This is a genomic window from Enterococcus villorum (assembly GCF_007990225.1).
GTDB lineage: Bacteria > Bacillota > Bacilli > Lactobacillales > Enterococcaceae > Enterococcus_B > Enterococcus_B villorum.
The window spans coordinates 46,773-68,377 of sequence record NZ_BJWF01000005.1 but is presented as its reverse complement, the minus strand read 5'-3'; the positions used below and the strand labels follow the sequence as shown (position 1 = coordinate 68,377).

Here is a 21,605-nt window from a genome sequence, read left to right as displayed (position 1 = left end):
TAAATGGGAAAGCAAGATACTTTCTATTTTGAAGGATTAGACGATATATTGATTGGTATGATGGCTACTCCTGATACTGTTGGAGAAGCACCAACTTATAGCGAGATTGTTCGTTTACCAATTGCTACAAAATTAGGAATAAAGGGAAATGGAACAGCTCTTGAAAAATGGGCATCTAGTAAAATGTTTCGGCGTGTAAGTCGAGAAACAAAACATGAGTTAGCTCTGGATCATGTAGGAATTCCAATTGCTGTTATGGACGAATTGAAAGGCTTGATTGCTGAAAGTGGTGTAACCTTTGGCAAAAATACTGCTCGTGAATTTCCTTATTTCGCATTTGGTTTTATTGGAAATATTGAAAACGGTGGAAAGAAAGCTGTTTGGTATCCCAAAACACAGTTGTCCAATGTTATTGATGAAGAATATGCTACTGCTGATGATGAAACGAAAATTGATGATGTAACTGCGAACTTCATTTCATCTGGATTGAAGTATAACAACGTAATGTATTCAAGCTTTGATTCAAATAGAGACGGAGCTTCTCTCGAATTATTTAATAAATTCATTGCTCAACCTGTATACGATGAAGAACAGTGGAAAACATTGGCTAAAGTTGGAGGTGCAGGCTAATGGCTCGGTTATCTGATTATGGAATTAACGTTGAAGACTTAAAAAATTCTGCTACTGTCTCTATTCAAGGTGTAGAATTCCCTATCTCATTTACTATGCAAACAATGGAATTTATAGCAGATGTATATGGTGGAGATTATTCGCAATTCGAATCTGATATGAATGCCATGCTATACAAAAAAGAAGGAAAAATTTCTTCTGCTAACTTATCGCCTAGTGATTTAAAAATCATGCGTGCCTTGATTTATGCAATGTTGCGCACTGGTGGTTTAGAGGAAGATCCAGAAACTATTTTTAAATTCTTAGGAATGAGTGGAGAGGTGTTGTCTGCTTATAGTACCTGTATGGAAATTTTTGCTAGTCAGACATTTCAGGTAGAAGACCTAAAAAAATCCAAGAAGCCACAAGACTTTCAAAAAGCGCAAGCAAAAAGAAAGAAAAACAAAAAGAATCGGAAGAGATAGGAACTCCTTGGAGTTTTTATATTTATGTTGCTCTCACTCTATTAAATTGGAGTGAGAGTTTCTTTTTGAAATCTACGCCTAACTTGTGGCTGAAATCATACCTACAGTGGTTACAACAAAATACTGAGTTTGAGCCACCTCAATCCATAACTATGGATAAGAGTCCTTGGTGGTAGGAAAGGAGCGCTAAAATGTCAGGGAAAGAATCAGATGTTGTTTTAAATTTTAAAACGAATGGCGAAGTAAGCTATTCAAAAACAATTAAAGAAATCAATAAAGAAATGAACTTAGCAGCTACCGAGTACAAAAACCAAGTGTCTGCCATGGATAAGAATGCAACTCAAACAGAGAAATTAACAGCTACTAAGAAAAAATTAGAAAAACAACTTTCTTTAGCAGAAAAGCGAACCCAGATGTTAAGGGAAGAGTATGAAAAAACAGTTAAAGAAACTGGTGAATATTCAGACCAATCTCAAAAACTCTATAAAAGACTTTTGGAATCTGAAACAGGAGAAAATAAACTGCGTTCTGCATTAGAGCAAACTAATGATGCATTAAAAGAACAGGGAAATGTTTCTGTTGATACCGCAAAAAAACTTCAAAAAATTGAAGAAGCTGGCGAAAAAGTTAAAGGTGTCGGTGAAAAAATGTCTATTGGCGTAACTGCACCAATTGTTGCTGCAGGTGCTGCAGGACTAGCAGCTTTTAGTGAAGTAGATGAAGCTCTTGATACTATTATTACTAAAACCGGAGCAACAGGTGATCAAGCTGATAGACTATCGCAATCTTTTGAAAATGTTGGTTCAAATACTCACTTGCCTTTACAAACGGTAGGAGAAGCCATTGGCGAAGTAAATACTCAATTTGGATTCATGGACAAAAAACTGGAAGATTCCACCAATTATCTCCTACAGTATGCTGAAATCAATGATACAGATGTTTCGCAATCGGCTATTTTTGCTCGACAAGCAATTGAGGCTTATGACATGTCTTATGATGATTTAAATTCTGTATTAGATGTAACAACAAAGACAGCTCAAAATACAGGGCAATCTGTAGATGATTTAATGCAAAAGGCGATTGATGGAGCCCCTCAAATCAAACAACTAGGATTGAGTTTTGGTGAAGGTATTACATTAATGGGGCAATTCGAGCAAGCTGGTGTTGATTCTAGCGCAGCTTTGAGTAGTCTATCTAAAGCCACAGTTACCTATGCTAAAGACGGGAAAACATTGTCACAAGGACTTGGAGAATTGCAAGATAAAATTAAAAATGCAAGCTCAGAAACTGAAGCAATTAATGCTGCTGCTGAGATTTTTGGTAATAAAGGCGGTCCTCGAATGGCTGATGCAATTAAAAGGGGAACTCTTAATCTAGAAGATTTAGCAAAAGTTGCCTCAGAAAGTGGTGGCTCTGTTGGTTCTACTTATGAAGCTACACTTGATCCGATTGATAAGGCAAATATGGCCATGAACAACGCAAAATTAGCAATGGCATCTGTGGGAGAAAGCGTACAAATAGCTTTGTTGCCTTTTTTCGAATTGGCAATAGATGCATTGCAACGATTTAAAATTTGGCTTGATTCACTTGATCAAGGGCAAAAAAATATGTTAGTAACAATAGCTTTAGTAGTAGCAGCAATTGGTCCACTATTAGTGATTTTAGGAACACTTATGGGTTCAATTACTAAAATTGTTAGTGGAGTTAAATCTTTTATAGGGATTTGGCAGACTTTATCTGGTTTTCTTGCAACGAATCCGTTTGTTTTAGTAATCGCAGGAATAGCTTTATTGATTGCTGGATTTGTATTGGCATATAACAAAGTGAAATGGTTTCATGATGGAGTTAATGCATTTTTCAAAGGCATTTCAGATGTCGCCGTAGAAGTTTTTAAATTTATAGGTGGCTATATTTCTGGTGTTTTCGAAGGAATAGTAGTTAATTTCATGAATTTTTATAATGCAGGAAAGAGGATACTGACAGGATTTATTGACTTTATTACTGGTATATTTACAGGTGATTGGTCAAGAGCGTGGCAAGGTTTGGTTGATATTTTTGGCGGTATTTTCGATGGTATTGTTGCTGTGGGAAAAGCTCCTATTAATGCCATGATTGGTTTGATTAATGGTTTTATTGGTGGACTGAATAATATCAAAATACCAAAATGGGTTCCTGGTATTGGTGGTAAATCATTTTCTATATCCAAGCTCCCATATTTAGCTCAAGGTGGTCATTTAATCAATGGACAAGCGATTGTTGGTGAAGCTGGACCAGAGTTATTAACTGCTAAAAATGGAAAAACTACTGTGACTCCATTATCTGACGAAGAAAAACGCAGAGGTATCGGTGGAAAAGTTTCTGATGGTAATATCGAGCAACATATCCATATTGGCAAAGTTGATGCAAATAATCCATCGGAATTAGATCGAATGAACCGTAAATTTGCAAGAGCTAATCGACAAGCTATTTATGATTTGGGAGGTGTTCCTGAATGAGTCGAATTTTCATGAATTCTGATGAACCCAATTTCATTTGGAAAAATTTGAATGCTACGCTTGATATGAATTGCATTATTGAAAGCGAGTTGCCTGAAATAATGCCAAACAAACGCTATGAAACGTATACGGTACAAGGCAGAAACGGCGAACTAACTGAAACATTCGATGATTATGAACCGTTCAACCTTGAAATCGAAGGGATTACCATTCCGCATTCACGGCTGAGAGAAGTTAAACGTTGGCTGACAGGGAAAAGTCAATTAATCACTCACAATGATCCAGATAAATATTTAGACGCTATTTGTAGTATGAGTAAAGAAGTTCCATTCGAAAATGAGTGGGGCTATTTTTATACTTTTGATGTTACTTTTCGGTGCCAGCCTTTCAAAAGAAAAGTTGGCGAAACACCTAAAAACTTCAACGTGTCTAAAGTTGAAATTTATGATCACGGAGACGAAAAAGCCCAACCATATCTTGAAATTGATTCAAAAGGTGGGGACATTTCAATAAAAATCGGCGATCGAACGTTAACTGTTTTAAACACTGTAACTGGAACTGTGGCGGTTGATACTGAACTGGGTAAAGTTGTTCAGGAAGGTTTATCGCTGTTTACAAAAGGCGATTGGCCGATTTTGACACCAGGAAAAAACACCATCGAATTATCTGGCAAGTTCAATCAAATTCGATTTTGGAATAGGAGTGTGTATCTGTGACGCAAGAATTCATTTACGCTTATAACAAGGTACCAGAAGATTTGGATGTGAACGGATTTTCGGTAATTGATTGGGAAGATTTGCCAGAGATTAACCGAGTATTGAATGGTCAATATCGTTTTTATGGAAATTATGCCAAAAATGGTCAGTATCGATCATATTTAAAAAAAGGAAATTTTTTAAAAGCAAAGGTGCCAGATGGATCATGGCAGTATTTTGAAATATACAATGTCAAAAAAAATCTGACTTCTATTTCAGTAACGGCAAGGCATATTGGCTTTATGGCCAATAAAAATTTTATTATTGAGTCTTTCACAGATAATGGCAATGGAACACAGATCATGAACAATCTAAAATCCAGTTTGGCATTCTCACAAAAATTCAATTATCTTTCAAATGTTGGAACAATACATCAGTTCACTGCAAAGCAAGTTGCTCCAGTAGAAGCTATCATTGGTTCAAACAATGGTAATCAAAATCTAGTAGGTGTTGCCAGCGCAGAATTAGACATGAATAATTATGATTTGAATCTAGTCAAACAAATTGGAGCTGATAATGGATTTAGAATTGATTTTGGCTTAAATCTCGAAGCTATTGAGGAAGAAATAGACGAAGAATCTATTGTAAACAGTCTATTTCTGGTTGGTGGTGTTCCTGACAATGATTATAACGAAGATAAAGACCCTATCACCTATGGATTTTTAGAAATAGATGGAGTAACGGATGAAAATCGGCGTATAGGTAAAAGAGAAAATTCGGATTGTAAAACAGTGGATGACCTTATCAAATGGGGTAACACATTGTTTGATAAAGACCGTATTCATGAACCTAAAGCGACTCATACGGTAAGCATGGTTTCGTTGGAGCATACTCTGGAATACGGTGAAATGTATCAAAAGCTTTCAACTCTAAGCTTTGGTGATGTTGTTCATGTAAGAGCAAAACAGCTTGATATTGAAATCGCTGAGCGAGTAGTGGAATACACCTATTTTCCTACACTTGGCAAGTATAAGAATTTAGTTTTAGGAAATGACTTATCTCTTTATACTTCTACAATGAATTCTCAAACTCAAGAACTCAAAAAGAAAATTGATAATCGGACAGAAACATTAGTGCAAAACGTACTCAATGCAACGGCATGGATTACTGGGAATTCTGGTGGACATGTCGTTTTTCGTCCAGAGAAAGCACCATCCGAGATACTTATAATGGATACCGATGACGTAGCGAGTGCAAAACGTGTGTGGCGCTGGAATTTGAATGGGTTAGGTTATTCAGATAATGGCGTAAATGGACCTTTTGGTATTGCTATCACATCAAAAGGAGAAATTGTTGCTGACTTCATCACAGTAGGAACAATAAATGCAGAAGTATTCGAAACTTCCTTTAATGCTTATGGTGATGTGTTAAAACTTGTAAAAGGCACACTTCAAATTTGGAATGAAAACAAAAAAATCATGGAGCTAACCAAAAAAGGTATGGAATTTTGGAATTCTAAGGGTTCAATTGGAACGATTGGAACAACTGATTCTGCTGGTAATCCTTTTCCTGGGGCTTCTACGCCAACCCCTATTGAAGATAATTCTTTAGTTATTCGTACAAATGGAGACGGCAAATATATTTTGATTTCTCCTAAAGTAGGAAAAGGATTAGTTTTATTAGGAAATGGTAAAGCAATTTATTTTGGAGACTTAGATGTACAAGGAAAACTTACAGTTAAAAGAAAAGAAATAATTCCTGGACAAGGTGGTGGTCCATCAGGAGGTGGAGAATCTACTGGTGGGTATCCTAGTGAATTAAAAACAGATGCAGAAAAGAGAGCTTGGAGAATTTACGATATTTTGTGTAATAACGGATTTACGAAACAATCTGCATGTGGAATATTAGGGAACATTCAACAAGAAACAGGAGGAACTTTTGATCCTGATACTGTTCAAATAGCTGGACCAGCATACGGATTAGTTCAGTGGGATGGTTCTTCATATCCTCTTGTTGGTCCAGCAACATGGGATGGAAAAGTTTATGTTCAAAACTTATTTAATGCTGCAGGTATTAAAGAACCAATAACGAGCTTAGATGCACAAGTTCGGTTGCTTATTTGGACATTTACAAATGGACAATGGATGGGCGTAGTACAACCTACGACGGTTGATGGATTTAAGGTCTGTACTGATCCAAGACAAGCAGCATATGCTTTTGAACGAAACTATGAACGTCCGGCAGCGACACATCCTGAACGTCAAGATTATGCAGTTAACTGGTATAACAAATTTAAAGATTTAAAACCAGGAGGAGCTACTGGAGAAGCAGGAATAAAACATTTAGAGTCTTTGATTGGACAACGAATTGGTAATGGTCAGTGTTATGGTTTGTCTGCAGAATATTCAGGATATCTGGGTGGTTGTGGCATGGGTGCTGGAACAAAATATGGTTTAACTCATGTGATAGGAAATACTTCTGCAGCATCTGATATTGGTATTGCCTATGATTGGTCTGCTGTTGGTTGGAAAGTGATTCAAAACCCTAGATACGATCAATTAGTAGTTGGTGCAATTATTAATTGGGCAAGAGGTGGACAAGTGGGTTCATGGTTTGCAGATGGAACTTATGGACATACTGGCGTTATCCGAGGCTTAGCTAATGGTCGTATGCAAACTTATGAACAAAATACAGAGTTAGGTATGATTTGTGGAAAGTTAGATCGCCAGTATTATAGTGCAAGTGCAATTTCTTCCATTGTCATACCACCAAAATAGGGAGGAGATTTGATGGCAAAATGGAACGTTATATTAAGCACAACAGAACCCTATAATTATGTGGGAATGATTCAAGTTCGACAAGGAGATGTTTCAACCCAAAAATTGGTTGTTGAAGTGGTGGAACATGGCAAACTAAAAACATTCGATGGCCTAGTGCCATTTTTTATTAACACAACAAAATTTGGCGAAAACCAACCTGTTGAACAAAAAGTACAAGAATACAGTCCAGGACAAGCAAGGCTTGTTTATACGTTAAGTGAGCCTGACTGGCAATGGGGCGGTGAAAACACCGCACATTTCAGTTTCCGATCACTTAATGGTGATGGAACTTGGAGTGAACAATTTAGCACACAGGATTTTACCTATCGAGTCATTTCTGGAATATCTAGAAGCCAGTTACGTGATTCTGGCTGTGTGTGGACCTTTGAGGATTTGCTAAGAAAATTCAAAGATTACATGGTTCAGGGCAAAAATGACTGGGAGCAGTGGTTAGAAGAGAATCGTGAATTACTGGAAAACATAGATCCTGGTGGTACGATCATTAACATTCTGAATGAAGCGAAAGGAAATTATGATAGTTTAGCTGATCGCTTAAATGACATTCAAAATAAAAAACTTTCTGTGTCTAGTTCTGTGCGACAGATTACAGACGGTGGATATTCTGTTCCGTCTAATTTTGATGAAGTTATTGCCAACATTGATCATCAGTTATTTAACGTTGCGTTCATCACAGATACTCACGTCGATGGGATGGGGAAAGACAGTGCTTTTACAACAGGAGATAGTTCGACGAATCCTAGGCGTTGGAGTACTTTAGCAAAATTTAAAGAAATGGCCAAACACTGTGATGTGACTGTTTACGGTGGAGATAACTGTGATTGTAATAGTGGGCGTACAGGAGAGTTCAAGATTGGTGTTCGTGACTTTGGGCGAACACATTCAATGGCCATACAAAAACGTTTCGCAAATTTTGCTAGTGTATGGAAAAAAGACGTCATCGTTTGTCGTGGAAATCATGATACTGGAAAAATTCCTTATGCTTGGATAGGGCATACACCAGAAACTTGTTTAAATAGTGCGGATATGCACCATTTATATAATGGCACATTCGGTGGTCGTTTATTCCCAGATAAAGGAATTGCAATCTATCGCATTGATACAGATGATTATAGTGATGCACTTGATAGCAACGGTCAGTATAAAGAATTCAGTGGCCATACAAAAGATGGGGAAATAGGGAAAATCGGAGCAGAACAATTGAAAGACTTCGGTACTTTCCTCACGAACTTAGATCGTAGCTATCATGTTTTATTAGTAGGTCATATTCCATTAGATGATTCCGCAACAGGTGTATGGAATACTGCAGCATTACGGACACTTATTGATGGGTTTAAACAAGGTGTGTCAGTAACCATTGATTATGATTCGCTAACTGGAGAACCATCGGAGTCCGTTACAGGAAGTGAAGTATTTGATTTTAGCACAAAAGGACCAGGTGTCATTATTGCCTACATTTGCGGGCATGAACATTGGGAAACGGTGAGAAATCTCGGTACTTTGAAAATGATAGTTGGAACTTGTGCATTTACTAAAGACACTAGTGTTGATTTTGAAGCTTTTTATCAATTGTCAATTGATAAGACAGCAAGAATGTTGATAATGAATGGCGTGGGACGAGCAACAAAACGGTCATTTTCATATTGAAGGAGTGATGGATAATGTTTGAAGATATGACAAGAGAAGAAGCAATTGATCACATGTTAGAACAATTTGCTATTCATTGTGATGGTAACGACCAACAAGCACATGCGCTTGCTACTGAGAGAAATGCAGGTTTTGCTTCACCTGAGACCGTAGCACAAGCAACCGGTCATTTAATTAAGGATAATTACTTAAGTGAGAAGTATAGTTTCTGGAATATTCCATTTGGGCATTACGCTACTGTATGGGCTTGGGCTGACGAAATGGGAACGCCTGATCCAATGATCCCTGGACAAATTATCCAGTTGCATGTATTCGGGGAACACGCTCAACGTAAGACTTATGTGATGATTGATGTATCAAACGGAAGTATTTTCTATATCAATTCAAGCAAGGAAGGCGGAGAAGGTGGCTACAATTCAAGAAATTGGAAACGAATTGAACAAGTAACGAAACTGTGGAAAGCGGGCGATTCAGATTGTGCTGTAGGACAAAATATGAATTTAACGGCTAGTACACGTCGTTTTAGCCGTTTACGATTTCATATCAAGGGTTTAGGTACACAATTTACGCTTGAAACACCAGCGGTAGATAACCCAGTTATTATGTTCACGGGTATAGGTTCATCCGAAAAAAGTATTTGGAATATTCGAATAGAACTTACTAATTATCGTGACAACGTGGTGCTACGTTTTACTAAATGTCGATTGGCCACTATTCATGGAAATGGAACTATAGATTTTACAGATGACACAGGTTTTACGATTGCAGGTATCGAAGGAATTTATTAATACGGTGACTCCTCTATTTAATTATTAAGGAAGGTGATTCAATGGAAAAAAAGACAGGAGAAATCATTGTTCCGACAGAACCGACAAATCCACCAGCGAAAATTACTGGTTTTACTTTCAAATCCTATGACAAAAAAGCGGGCGTATTACAATTTGAAATTAAAAATCAAGACGGAAGTCCAACTGATTTAATCAATGCGACTGTTCGTCTTTTTATGTACATCTATTCTGGTGAAGAGAAAAAAGAATTTCCTATTTTTGACAACCAAATCATTACTGAAAGCTACATGCAAGGTATTGTAAAATACTTCATTCCTGATATGTTACTTGCTTATGAAGGCAAAGTTGATGCGAATGTTTATATTGACTTTCCAGATGGCAGTCACACCGACAACTTGGCTTTTACTTTCAATATCGAGAAATCTATCATCGATAGAGATGTTCAATTAAATGGAGAATATTATTTCAAAGACTTTCAACAACTGCTCGATGGAATCAAGCAAGAAACAACAGATGCAGTGAATGAGGCATTAACAAATGTAGATTCTACAATCGAAAAGGCCAACCAGCAAATAAATAATTTTGTAGAGGATGCAGCACAGTCAATTGATCAAACTATTGTCGAGGTAACAGAGGAATTAAAAACAACTCAATCTAATATTGATACTGTTTCTCAAAACGTTGTTTCAACACAAAATGAATTAACGTTAATCAAAGATAAGATGAACCAAACCAATCAGCAAATTGGTGATCTTGGCAAGTTGAAAAAGATGTATTCAAACAGCATTGATTTTGGAGACTATGATTATAGTGGAAATTCCAATCTATTAAGCACTATAACTAGTGATTATTTTACAACAAAAGATAATGTAACAATTGTCAACGAAAATAGGGGTGTAAAATTAACTTTTAGAAATTCTGGATTTGGTGCTGAAACAGGAAATGTCATGCAAATCAAGCCCCAAACAACCTATACGCTTTCTGCTAAGGTAACAGTGAATGAGGGTTTTGTAGGAGACTTGTCAAAAGTTCGACTAACTTATAGAAAATTTCCTGGAGGTAACATTCTATTGGGAACGAACTTAGCTGATACGTTAGTGGGAGAAACAAAAATGATTTCTGTGACTGGTAGTGTATCAGAAATGAAACAAGTAGAGCGTACTTATCTACGTTTAGATAGTAATTCCCAAATAGTGGATGGATCAATCAGTATAGAATATATCAAGTTAGAAGAAGGAGCAATACCTACGCCATATCACCCCAACTTATTTGAAAAACCATGGCAGATATCCAAAATTCCTTTGAATGAAAATCTGGCAAATCAGTCGGTTGTATTTCCAATAAATACATCAACTTATAATTTGTATGCCGCAAAGATGAAAAAGAATTTGGAAATAGGGAAAACGATGACAATCACACTAAAAGGAACGAAGCCAGTCAATCAGTCTTTTAAACTATTTGGAAATGGTTCGATTGATTATGGCACATTAACTCCTGTGAATGGTTTAGTTGATACATGGCGTTTAACTTTTACACCTAATGAGGTAGCTGCTGCTAATCCTAGCAATATCGAATTGTACCAATTTCCAAAAAATACACTTGGAAATTGCACAATCGAGTTGTTAAAGATAGAGGAAGGAGATGTAGCTACTCCGAATATTAGTGAGTATAAATATCGTGGTATTGGTATGCGTGATTCTGATAACCCAGAGGAATATGTTTGGGATTTATCACCTAAATACGTGGAAAACAATCTGGCCACAGATACTAAAATTTCTGAAATTGTTAGTCAAGCAAATAAATATACTGATGGGAAAGCATCGGAGATTAATTCGCAGTTGACTGCTTCCATTAATGAAGTTGATAAAAAAGTAACTGCCAATACTTCTAAGATAGCCACTAACACAACTAACATTAAAACTATTAGTGACGCAATGCCACTATTCGCCATTTACAGTGAAGGTAGAGATTTAACAGATTCACCAGATGGGACAAAAATACCAATAGGGACTCTTGTCGCTACGGATTTTTTTCACACAGCTAGTGATTTACCATATACGATAAGTAGTGATGGAATTACCTTAACCGCAACCAGAAACTGTGTTTTATTTTTTGAGGGTTCTGTAAAATTGCATGGAAACAATACGTTCAAATTTGCTTATGTAAAAATTAGAAAAAATGGAAGTGATACTAACTTCGCTAATGTAGGTAGTAGTGCCAATTTAAACTATATGACATCTCAAGCTGGTCAGTACGTTCACACTTTAGTCGCAGGAGATAAAGTAGAATTTACTTTAGGGATAGATGCCGCAGCAAAGATGTTCCATCTACAACTATTATCCTTAAAAATATCAGAAGTAAAACCTGCATAAAATACTAATTTTGCTACTAACACGCTCAAAGGTGGGGGTTTTTTATTGTGCAATGAAAGGGGTGAGTGATGAAGCATGGATAAATTGTTGGAGTCGTTGCTTTCAAATCCTGAACAAATAAGTTTTGCAGTATTGTTTGTTGGCTTACTTGTTTGGGTAATGAAACAGAACAATACAAGAGAAGAACGGTATCAAGATACTATCGACAAATTAACGAACGCTTTGGGTGATGTAGAGACAATCAAGAGTACCGTAGAGAAGATTCACGAGAAATTACAATAGGAGAAAGAAATGGACTAAACTGAACATTTAGATATAGAAAATCATTTGATGGATAAGTGCTACTTTATTTGAGAAAATAGTACAAATGATTTGTTGGAATATAGATTCTGTATGTTTTAATTTGACGCTGCCAAATAATAAATTTATGTTATACTAAGTTATATTTTGAAATAAAGAGGAGCTAATTGTTTGGTATGATTAAAAAAATTAAGAGCGACAGACATTTATTTATTGTTTTATTTTGTATTTTTGTATTTATGCTTATTTTAAATAGCATGTCCCCTTTGGTACACGACGATTATTCTTATTTTGTAAAAACCTCAAGTATAAAAACAATTTTATCTGACGAATATCAACAATATATGACATGGACTGGCAGATCAGTAGTCCACGTTATTTTTCGATTTTTTACTAAACTACCAAAAATATATTTTAATATATATAATTCTTGCATGTTTTCTATATTGGTTTATCAAATTATTATGTTTTCTTCCATAATAAAAGATCGGGCTACTAAAAATGTTTATCTAAAAGGGTTTATCATATTTTCATTAATGTGGATATTTACTCCAGCTTTCAATAATGTTTACTTGTGGATGGCTGGTTCTGTGAATTATCTCACCGCAATGGTTATTATGTTATCTTTTATTTTGGTTTATCATCGATATATAACAGAATCTAAAGAACAAAATAATAGTTTTTTTAAGACAATAGGGATGCTTCTTTTGGGAATAATAGCTGGTTGGTGTAATGAAAATACCTCTGGAGGCACATTGTTCATTGTTGTAGTATATACTGCTCTTTCGTATTTTTATAAGAATAAAAAAATAGAAAAATGGATGATTGCTGGTATTGTTGGAAATATTGTAGGTTTTCTTTTTATGGTAATGGCACCTGGCAACGACATCAGGGCTACTTATTTTGATAGAAGTAATCTTTCAATCTTTTGGAAAATTCTTGATGCAATACCTGCAATCAGTCGTGCATTACAGGAAAATGCAATGTTTCCTCTAACGATAGCATTAGCTTTGATTGTTTTATCGTACTTAAATAGTAGTTTAACAATTAGTAATATTTTAAGTTCATTGTTTTTCGTTGGTGGCATATTGACAATAGGAGTTCTTACTATTTCTCCAACCGCGTTATCTTGGTCTAGATCTTATTTTGGGGGAATTATTTTTATTTTCATATCTATAGTAATTAGTCTTTTTGAATTGCTAGCAAATTTTGATAAAATCAATAAAGTTGTTTTTTCTATGATCTTCAGTTATTTAATGATTAGTTTTTTATTACTTTTTTTCAATGGAACTGCTGACATATATAAAAACTATGTAAGTTACAATAATCAAAATGAATCTATTAAAAGGCAAATTAAGAATGGTGAAATGGATATAGTTGTTCCACCATTAAATTACAAGCCACAAACTATTTATCCAGTTTACAATGGTAATGATATTACTTCAGATAAAAATAATGAGAGAAATAGAAGTGTTGCTGCATATTGGGGAGTGGACTCTATTAGGGTAGAAGAAAAAGAAAAATAGCAAAATCAAATATTTTTATTTTCATAATATATTAATGTTAGACACGATTTATATCGTGTCTTTTTGTTTAAATATAATTTAGTATTTGATAAAAAAACTAATAATTAAAGGAGTAGATGATCAATGAAAAAGAAAATTACTATTACTGCGATGAGCCTATTAACGGCTCTTTTTTTATTGCCAATTAATGGGTTTGCCTATACGATCAACAATGAATTTAATTTAGGTGTAAATGAAGGTAGCTCACAAGTAGCAAATAATCAGTATATTTTACTTCATGAAACGGCTAACGAAACAGCAACAGGACGCAATGAAGCACAGTATATGCAACGTTCATGGACTAGCGCTTATACTGCTTACATTGTGGGAGACGGTGGAATTGTTTATCAAGTCGGACAACCTGGTTATGTACAGTACGGTGCTGGTTCGTATGCTAATGCCAACAGTCCTGTGCAGATTGAGTTACAGCACACACATGATAAAGCAACGTTTGAGAAAAACTACAAGGCATACGTTGAATTGGCTAGAGATTCAGCAATGAAATATGGTATTCCATTAACATTGTATACTCCTTATAACCAACCAGGAATCAAATCGCATTTATGGGTAACACAAAATATCTGGGGCGATCATACAGATCCTTACGGTTATCTTTCTGAAATGGGCGTAAGTAAAGAAAAATTAGCATATGATTTAGCTCATGGATTTACCGATGAAAATCCAACTACTTCAGATGATAAACCAGTCATTGATCAAACTAGAGCAGGTGCAGCAAATCCTACGCTGACAGATGGAACAAATGACGCCCACATTGATCAGTTTGGGGAAATCGAAAATGCAAACTTGCATGTAGCTGGATGGCACATTGCTAACTATAAATACGAGTATATCTTCATTATGGATTACAATACTGGGAAAGAATTAGCTAGAGTAAAAGCTGATGGAATTTATAGACCAGATGTAAATCAAGCGTATGGGACATTTGGAAACGTTGGATATCATGTATCTTTTAACATGCGCAACTTCCCTAATAAGAAAGTCTATGTCATGATGCGGGCAACGAATGATCCAGAAGGAAACACTAAAGGCGATGCGCAAGATTTCCATGACAAACGTTGGTATTTAAATATTCCTAAACGATAAAAATAGCTCCTCGTTGAGGAGCGTACATAATTAAATCTAGTTTAGTCGAACACTTACCCGATTAGAATTTTAAATACATTTTTGACTACGTTTTGAAATTTAGTTAGTGCTAATATTTTATAACTACAAGTAAAAATTAGGGTAAATCGCTAAAATATGCTAGTAATTTTCTTCTATTACCAGCCATATATAAATCCTGTACCTTCCTTTTAGGTAAATTTAATAGAGCTAGAAACATTGATACAGAGCTGATCCATCGATGTTTCTAGCTTTATTTTTTGTTTTCACTGCTTCGAATATCCTAGAAGTAGTACTGATAAATTCTCTATAATGTTTGTATTTTACGTTTTGGTTTGCGAAAGTTTGAACTATCGCAGGAGTAATCTTATCAAGTTTACGGTGACTAATTTGTACCTAAGTAAGCTTTCAACATATAGGCAGTTGCCCCGTCTTTTTTTGTATTTTTTTATCTTTACCATAGTTGTCCTTCCGATGCCTAACGTGAGGCGTTAGGCATCGGAAGGGTGTTCCTTGAATAATCTTCGCTAGATATTAGATAAGTATTCTTTCTTTTTGATATCAAACTCTTCTTCTGATATGATGCTCAAATCGAAAAGTTCTTTTAGTTCTTTTAATTTTTCTATCGCTTGCTCTCTAGTGATGGCTTGGTTTGACAAATAGTCAGTTTTTAATTCCATGCTTGCTAATTCGTGATAATCTGTGCTATTTGCTTTAACAGAAATTTTTATTTTTTTGTCGTCCGAAAGTCTGACTAATTCCAGATGACACACTGAATTTTCTTCGACTTCTCGAGTTGTGCCACTTGTTACGTTTTTAGTACTTACAACTTGTTTGGCTTTCTTCTTTTTCTTGTCTTTCCCTTTTCCACCTGCATAAGCACCCACAGCAGTACCTATTCCAGGCACGATCATAGTACCTATTATAGCTCCTGCAACAACTTTACCAGACTTACCTTTCTTTTTGGTTCGTTCTATCGAATTTGTATTTGTGATTCCATTTGAAGTTTGAACTGTCTCGGTTCTATATCTAGCACCTTCGAAATCCAAAGATACCAAATAATAGAAGTAGTTATAATTGCCTTTAAAATAGACTCTGCCATCAGTAAGCTGTCCGATTTTTGTATATCCTTCAGCTTCAATTAAATGTTGACCACCTATTATATGGATACCTTTTTCGAATACAGTTTCTGTGTTCTTCACATCTAATAAGAATGATTTTTTCTTAGAAAAAACAGACTTCAAATCTATGTCTTTTTTGTGGTACATTTCGTATATCTCGCCTAAGGAATATTTGAATGAGTCGAAAATACCTAACCGCATTTCTTTTTTTGTTCTGGTTTTGCAATCAATGCAAATCACTTCGCCGGAAGTCAAATTAATCTTTTTGCCTTTTTCAAAGTCATCGCCACAAATTTCGCAATAATCCATTTACTAACCCTCGTTTCCTGCTATAATATATTTGTCTTTAAGAAAAAAGGGTAGAGTCCGCGTTGCACCGCGGGCTTTTTTGTTTTCAAAATCTTTCCATATTTAATTGTTTGTTTTTCCTAATTTTTCAAAAAAACTTTATTCGATGAAAAAATAAAACAAAAAAATATTTTGTTTTTCCTATTATTTCATTTGTTATTTGTTGATCAAGTTATACTGGAGATATCTCCTCGTTGAAGTAGTTCTTACGTCCAGAGAGACATAGATCACTTAACTTCATGGGTATGTTATAAAAATCCATGAATCTATCAATTAAGAAGTGCGATGCGTCTGTCAGTTCGTTGATAATGAGATTATACATAAGTAATGGCATTGCAAATTTATTTGCTTCATGTTCGAGTTTCGGTTTATGAACCGACTTGGAGTAAAGAGGGGAAAGTACTAAATATCGTTCAAGAAAGTGTCCAAGCTCGTGCGCTGTGCAGAAATCAATGTGTTTTGTTTCTTAATTACCATTTTTTCTGTTTCCATAGTCCTTGCTAGTACAATTAACAATGGCACGTCTTCTTCATCCAGCGTCTCACTGTCCAAAGATAAGAGTATATCATCTTGGGATAAGTCAACAGAAGTTTTTTTATTGTTCGACTCTCTTCTTAGGAGGTAATCTACAGATAAATCAAAGTAGTCAGCTACTTTAATTAGGTTCGGAACATTTTTATTCTAAGAGTACAGCGAGTTCCTCCAATATTTAATTTCTCCTCAATGCCGTTAATCGAACCCCCTTATTTCTTGCAAAGATATTTTAGTCTACCAAGGAACGTCATATCAGCATTCTTCAGGTAATTTAATAAGCTAACAGGCAACAAAAAGACACCTGAAAAAACAATTCGAGAGGGTCAAACTAAGAATGTTGATTTCAGGGTATTCCTTGGCTTATATGACTGTATTTTCATTTTGAATCCACTTTTTAAAAAAGTCAATACAGTTAACTAATTTAATTATCTTCCAAATTATACTAAAGGAAGTGGAATAAATGAATTTTTATAGTGAAAAGGCACTTGAGTCATGAGGAAACGATTCGTTAGGTCATTAACAAGAATTTAAAATTATCCCGGAATCTGATGTGTATAGATTAATAATCAAATCTAACTTTCCGAATGCCGATCAATTCGAAGTGTGGGCATGGAAGAAGTACCCCCAACAATCAGAAAACATAGCGAACAACTAATTCCCGAAAAGATAGAAGAACTTTTACTTAATCTAGCCAGATACCTTCCTTATATCAACGTTTCTGAACTATCTGGCATATGCTGGTTCACCGATGGTAGGTATCTGTACCATGGTATTGACAATAATTAACCGATCATAGAAAAAGTCTCAATTTTGAGGCTTTTTTAATTTATTCATTCTTGGTTACGTAGAAAATCTACAAAAATATCCTCAATTAGTTCATATGCCGTAATAGATAAAATATAAATAAAATTAAATAATAAAGACTATTTTCTAAGTTGCCTTACAAAGGTAGTAGCTTCATAAGTGAAAACATGTTAAATTAGTTGATAGAACGACATCTTTATAACCAATATGAAAAATTTCAATATTTTTTCATGTGACGAAACTGTAAGAGTGTTAGTGGTTAGTTTTTGTATGTACTCTATGATAAGATTCATATGGATAAAAAATGAAGATAGTAATAATTATTTAGGATGTGAAAGATAGATGTGCGGGATTGTAGGATTTGTGAATGACAAAGACAATAAAAAGACAATAGTAAATGCTATGATGGATCGAATCGTTCATCGAGGACCAAATAGTTCTGGTGATTACATTGATCAACATATAGCTTTAGGTTTTAGAAGATTAAGTATCATTGATTTAGAAGGTGGTACGCAGCCTATTTATAATGAAGATCGGACAAAGATCATTATTTTTAATGGAGAAATTTATAATTATCAACCCCTTAGAGAAGAGTTAATAGCAGCCGGACATGTTTTTCAAACGCATGCGGATACAGAAGTTTTACTACATGGCTATGAAGAATGGGGAACAGAGCTTTTACAAAAAATTCGTGGGATGTTTGCTTTTGCTATTTGGGATAATGAAACAAACGAATTATTTGGCGCTCGTGACCATTTTGGAATCAAACCTTATTATTATACTGAAATGAATGGCACATTCATGTTTGGTTCAGAAATCAAGAGTTTTTTACCACATCCAGACTTTCACAAAGAATTGAATAAATCAGCGTTAAAACCTTATATGACGTTTCAATATTCACCATTAAACGGTGAGACATTCTTTAAAGATGTTTATCGTTTACCTGAAGGACATTATTTTACTTATAAAAATGGCCATTTGGATATCCGACAATATTGGGATGCTGATTTTGAAACAAAACAAAGTCACTCAAGACAAGAATGGATTGAAAAGATTGATGAAACAGTTCAAGCATCTATTGCCGCTCATACAATAAGTGATGTTGAAGTTGGTTCATTTTTATCAAGTGGTGTTGATTCAAGTTATGTTACTTCTGTATTAAAACCAGATCACTCATTTTCGATTGGGTTTGATGATAAAACTTATAATGAAGCAATTGAAGCGAGAAAACTGACTGAGTTATTGGATTTAGATAATACAGCCGCTGTCATTGATGGGGACATGTCTTTTAAAGCTTTTCCATTGATCCAGTATCATTTAGATGAGCCAGATTCCAATCCTTCCTGTGTACCACTTTACTTTTTAGCTAATTTAGCTTCAAAAAGCGTACGTGTCGTACAATCTGGTGAGGGAGCAGATGAATTATTTGCGGGATATCAGACGTATGGTTTCCATACAAATTCAAAATTTATTCGTGTCATTGCTCAAGGATTGAAAAAATTACCAAAAGGAACCCGTTACCACTTAGGACGAACGATTGGTAAAATGAGAAATTTCCATGGCAGAATCCATTTGTATGAGTCTTTAGCTCCTGCCAAAGAATATTTTATTGGGCATGCACGTGTATTTGAAGAAAATGAAGCAACAGAAGTTTTAACAAAAGAGTACCAACAAGCACTCTCTGTTAATGAGATTATGTCTGTTCATTACGCAAAAACAGAAAATATTGAAGATGAAGTGAATAAAATGCAGTATGTAGACCTTCATCAATGGATGCCAAAAGATATTTTGCTAAAAGCAGACAAATTATCAATGGCTAGTTCATTGGAAGTACGTGTTCCTTTATTAGATATTGAAGTAATGAAGTTGGCACAACAAATTCCAAGTAAGTTCTTATTGAATCAAAACAACACGAAAGATGTCTTCCGCCAAGCAGCAAATAAACATTTGCCAGAAGAATGGTCAAATCGTGTGAAATTAGGTTTTCCGGTGCCGATTAAAGCTTGGCTGAAAGAAGAGCATGGATATAAGCAAGTAAAAGAACTATTTGAAGCGGATTTTGCCAAAGAATTTTTTGACCAAGAAAAGATCATGAATTTATTAAACGATCATCATGAAGGTCGAAAAGAAGAACAACGAAAAATTTGGACGATTTTTAGTTTCTTAACTTGGTATAAAGTGTACTTTATTGATGAAGAAATTCCAAAAATGGAAACCATTAATTATGTAACTGTATAAAAAGACAGAATAAGACAAAGAAACTGGAAAGAATTTTCCTAAGTTTCTTTGTCTTATTTTAGAATTAGTTGTTTATTTCTCTTTCTTTTGACCCATCTTTTTTATAAATGATTACTGATGTCTCTTTATTTTGAGCAATTTCTTTTGCTTTTTCAATCGCTTTTTCTTTTGTATCAAAACGATTGCTGGCTTTTTTTGCTCCTTCTGATAAGACAATCCATTCATTTTCTTCAAATTTTACGAGGACATCGGCATTTAATAATTTCGAAGCGCGTGGATTTGTATCATGTTTATCTTTCTTGGTAGGATTTTTTTCTTTAGAAAAATCTTTTTTCTCTGAGCTATCTGCGTTTTCATACCATTCTTTTGCCTGTTTGATCGCAATGGGAATAGCTCGATCGTCAGGGTATCCTTCTGCTAACAACGCATTGCCTATATCAATGGCTTTTTTTCGGGTCAACTCTTCTAAATTTTTCATGGAAGCTGGGTAGTCCTTCATGTTCCAAGGCATATGATGTTCCTCCTTTAATATATAAGATTTGGCTTTATATTCAGTGTAAGTGCAAAAGGTAAAAAAGAAAAAGATTTTGTTTGATAGATCCAATTTTTGGTATTTTCGTCAAGTAATATTACTTAACAAATTTTATAATAAGGCTAGTAATCATTTGAAAATTATGGTAAGATAATCAAGTCTGAGAGTCATCTTAGAGGATTCTAGTAAACAAAGGGGAGGGAAAAACATGCGCGTAAACATTACATTAGAGTGTACTTCTTGTAAAGAACGTAACTACTTAACAAGCAAAAACAAACGTAACAACCCTGATCGTTTGGAAAAACAAAAATATTGCCCACGCGAACGTAAAGTTACTTTACACCGTGAAACTAAATAAAAATAAGACAATAGGTTTATTTGCTCGTTTGAGTGAATAAAATTTGTTAAGAAGACTGGAAATCATAGGATATTCCAGTCTTTTTTCTTATCCAATAATTAACGATGTTCATATACTTTGTGTTGATTGTTTGCTTTGTGTATGATGCTTAATAGAAAGCTTAAGAGGAGGAGACGATATGTTCATTTCAATGTGGGCACAAGATAGAAATGGTTTAATTGGTAAAGATGGGTTGCTTCCCTGGAGATTACCAAATGACATGCGCTTTTTTAGAGAACACACAATGAATAAAATATTAGTGATGGGAAGAAAAACGTATGAAGGGATGGGAGAATTATCTTTACCTTATCGGCATATTATAGTTTTGACCACTCAAAAAGATTTTAAAGTAGAAGAAAATGCAGAAGTCTTTCATTCCATCGAAGAATTATTAATGTATGCAAAAGACGTTTCAGAAGATATCTATGTGTCGGGTGGAAGTCAAATTTTTCAGGATTTATTACCAGAAACAGGGATTATCTGGCGGACATTGATTGACGGTGAATTTGAAGGAGACACCTATATTGGAGAGATTGACTTTTCAGATTTTGAATTGGTTGAAGAACATGAAGGCATTATTAACCAAGAAAATAGGTATGCGCATCGCTTTCAAAAATGGCAAAAAAAGCAATAATTGAAGGAAATTATGTTCATATATTAATAATTATAGGAGAGGATGATGTGTTCATCTCCGTGAAGTAAGTAGGAATTATTTT

General features: G+C 34.9%; 17 protein-coding genes. 15 read left to right on the top strand and 2 right to left on the bottom strand.

Annotated elements, in window-relative coordinates; all coding sequences use genetic code 11:
• Positions 1-3: 3 nt before the first annotated feature.
• From EVI01_RS03705 to EVI01_RS03655, 11 genes are all read left to right on the top strand, one after another.
• On the top strand, positions 4-630 hold the full coding sequence (locus EVI01_RS03705) for a major tail protein (protein ID WP_002317335.1): 627 nt from the start codon (positions 4-6) through the stop codon (positions 628-630).
• A complete protein-coding gene (locus EVI01_RS03700) occupies positions 630-1,094 on the top strand; it encodes a hypothetical protein (RefSeq protein WP_010752175.1) in 465 nt (154 codons plus the stop codon). The genes EVI01_RS03705 and EVI01_RS03700 overlap by 1 nt, the downstream gene beginning before the upstream one ends.
• Positions 1,095-1,285: 191 nt before the next feature.
• Positions 1,286-3,589: a phage tail tape measure protein gene (locus EVI01_RS03695; protein ID WP_010752174.1), complete on the top strand. Its 2,304-nt coding sequence runs from the start codon at positions 1,286-1,288 to the stop codon at positions 3,587-3,589.
• Entirely contained in the window at positions 3,586-4,305 is a 720-nt protein-coding gene (locus EVI01_RS03690) for a phage tail domain-containing protein (protein WP_010752173.1), read from the top strand. The genes EVI01_RS03695 and EVI01_RS03690 overlap by 4 nt, the downstream gene beginning before the upstream one ends.
• Positions 4,302-7,061, top strand: a complete 2,760-nt coding sequence (locus EVI01_RS03685) for a phage tail tip lysozyme (protein ID WP_010752172.1) — start codon at positions 4,302-4,304, stop codon at positions 7,059-7,061. Before EVI01_RS03690 ends, EVI01_RS03685 begins: the two co-directional genes overlap by 4 nt.
• Before the next feature lie 12 nt (positions 7,062-7,073).
• Positions 7,074-8,768, top strand: coding sequence for a BppU family phage baseplate upper protein (locus tag EVI01_RS03680; RefSeq protein ID WP_010752171.1), 1,695 nt, complete (start codon positions 7,074-7,076; stop codon positions 8,766-8,768).
• 14 nt (positions 8,769-8,782) lie between these two features.
• Positions 8,783-9,556 (top strand): hypothetical protein, encoded by a 774-nt coding sequence (locus EVI01_RS03675; protein ID WP_010752170.1) that lies wholly within the window; start codon positions 8,783-8,785, stop codon positions 9,554-9,556.
• Between the two features lie 41 nt (positions 9,557-9,597).
• The gene (locus EVI01_RS03670; RefSeq protein WP_010752169.1) at positions 9,598-11,928 is read left to right on the top strand and encodes a BppU family phage baseplate upper protein; all 2,331 of its coding nucleotides are present in this window, start codon (positions 9,598-9,600) and stop codon (positions 11,926-11,928) included.
• A gap of 75 nt (positions 11,929-12,003) precedes the next feature.
• On the top strand, positions 12,004-12,210 hold the full coding sequence (locus EVI01_RS03665) for a BhlA/UviB family holin-like peptide (RefSeq protein ID WP_002334520.1): 207 nt from the start codon (positions 12,004-12,006) through the stop codon (positions 12,208-12,210).
• Positions 12,211-12,404: 194 nt separating this feature from the next.
• Positions 12,405-13,754, top strand: a complete 1,350-nt coding sequence (locus EVI01_RS03660; protein ID WP_010752168.1) for a DUF3329 domain-containing protein — start codon at positions 12,405-12,407, stop codon at positions 13,752-13,754.
• 123 nt (positions 13,755-13,877) lie between these two features.
• Positions 13,878-14,897 carry a peptidoglycan recognition protein family protein gene (locus EVI01_RS03655; RefSeq protein ID WP_010752167.1) on the top strand — a complete coding sequence of 340 codons (1,020 nt, stop codon included), beginning with the start codon at positions 13,878-13,880 and terminating at the stop codon, positions 14,895-14,897.
• A gap of 545 nt (positions 14,898-15,442) precedes the next feature.
• On the opposite strand, the gene EVI01_RS03650 is transcribed toward EVI01_RS03655, so the two are convergent.
• Positions 15,443-16,345: an SHOCT domain-containing protein gene (locus EVI01_RS03650; protein ID WP_010752166.1), complete on the bottom strand. Its 903-nt coding sequence runs from the start codon at positions 16,343-16,345 to the stop codon at positions 15,443-15,445.
• A gap of 1,182 nt (positions 16,346-17,527) precedes the next feature.
• On the opposite strand from EVI01_RS03650, the gene EVI01_RS14255 reads away from it, so the two are divergent.
• Together EVI01_RS14255 and asnB are read left to right on the top strand one after the other, a co-directional pair.
• The gene (locus EVI01_RS14255; protein ID WP_174270071.1) at positions 17,528-17,704 is read left to right on the top strand and encodes a hypothetical protein; all 177 of its coding nucleotides are present in this window, start codon (positions 17,528-17,530) and stop codon (positions 17,702-17,704) included.
• 360 nt (positions 17,705-18,064) lie between these two features.
• Complete coding sequence (asnB, locus tag EVI01_RS03640; RefSeq protein ID WP_010752165.1) at positions 18,065-19,960, top strand: asparagine synthase (glutamine-hydrolyzing); 1,896 nt, start codon at positions 18,065-18,067, stop codon at positions 19,958-19,960.
• A 64-nt stretch (positions 19,961-20,024) separates the two neighbouring features.
• Here asnB and EVI01_RS03635 read toward each other — a convergent pair whose 3' ends face one another.
• Entirely contained in the window at positions 20,025-20,471 is a 447-nt protein-coding gene (locus EVI01_RS03635; protein WP_010752164.1) for a DUF2188 domain-containing protein, read from the bottom strand.
• Between the two features lie 229 nt (positions 20,472-20,700).
• On the opposite strand from EVI01_RS03635, the gene rpmG reads away from it, so the two are divergent.
• Positions 20,701-20,850, top strand: a complete 150-nt coding sequence (rpmG, locus tag EVI01_RS03630) for a 50S ribosomal protein L33 (RefSeq protein ID WP_002296119.1) — start codon at positions 20,701-20,703, stop codon at positions 20,848-20,850.
• 178 nt (positions 20,851-21,028) lie between these two features.
• A complete protein-coding gene (locus EVI01_RS03625) occupies positions 21,029-21,523 on the top strand; it encodes a dihydrofolate reductase (RefSeq protein ID WP_010752163.1) in 495 nt (164 codons plus the stop codon).
• Positions 21,524-21,605 lie beyond the last annotated feature (82 nt).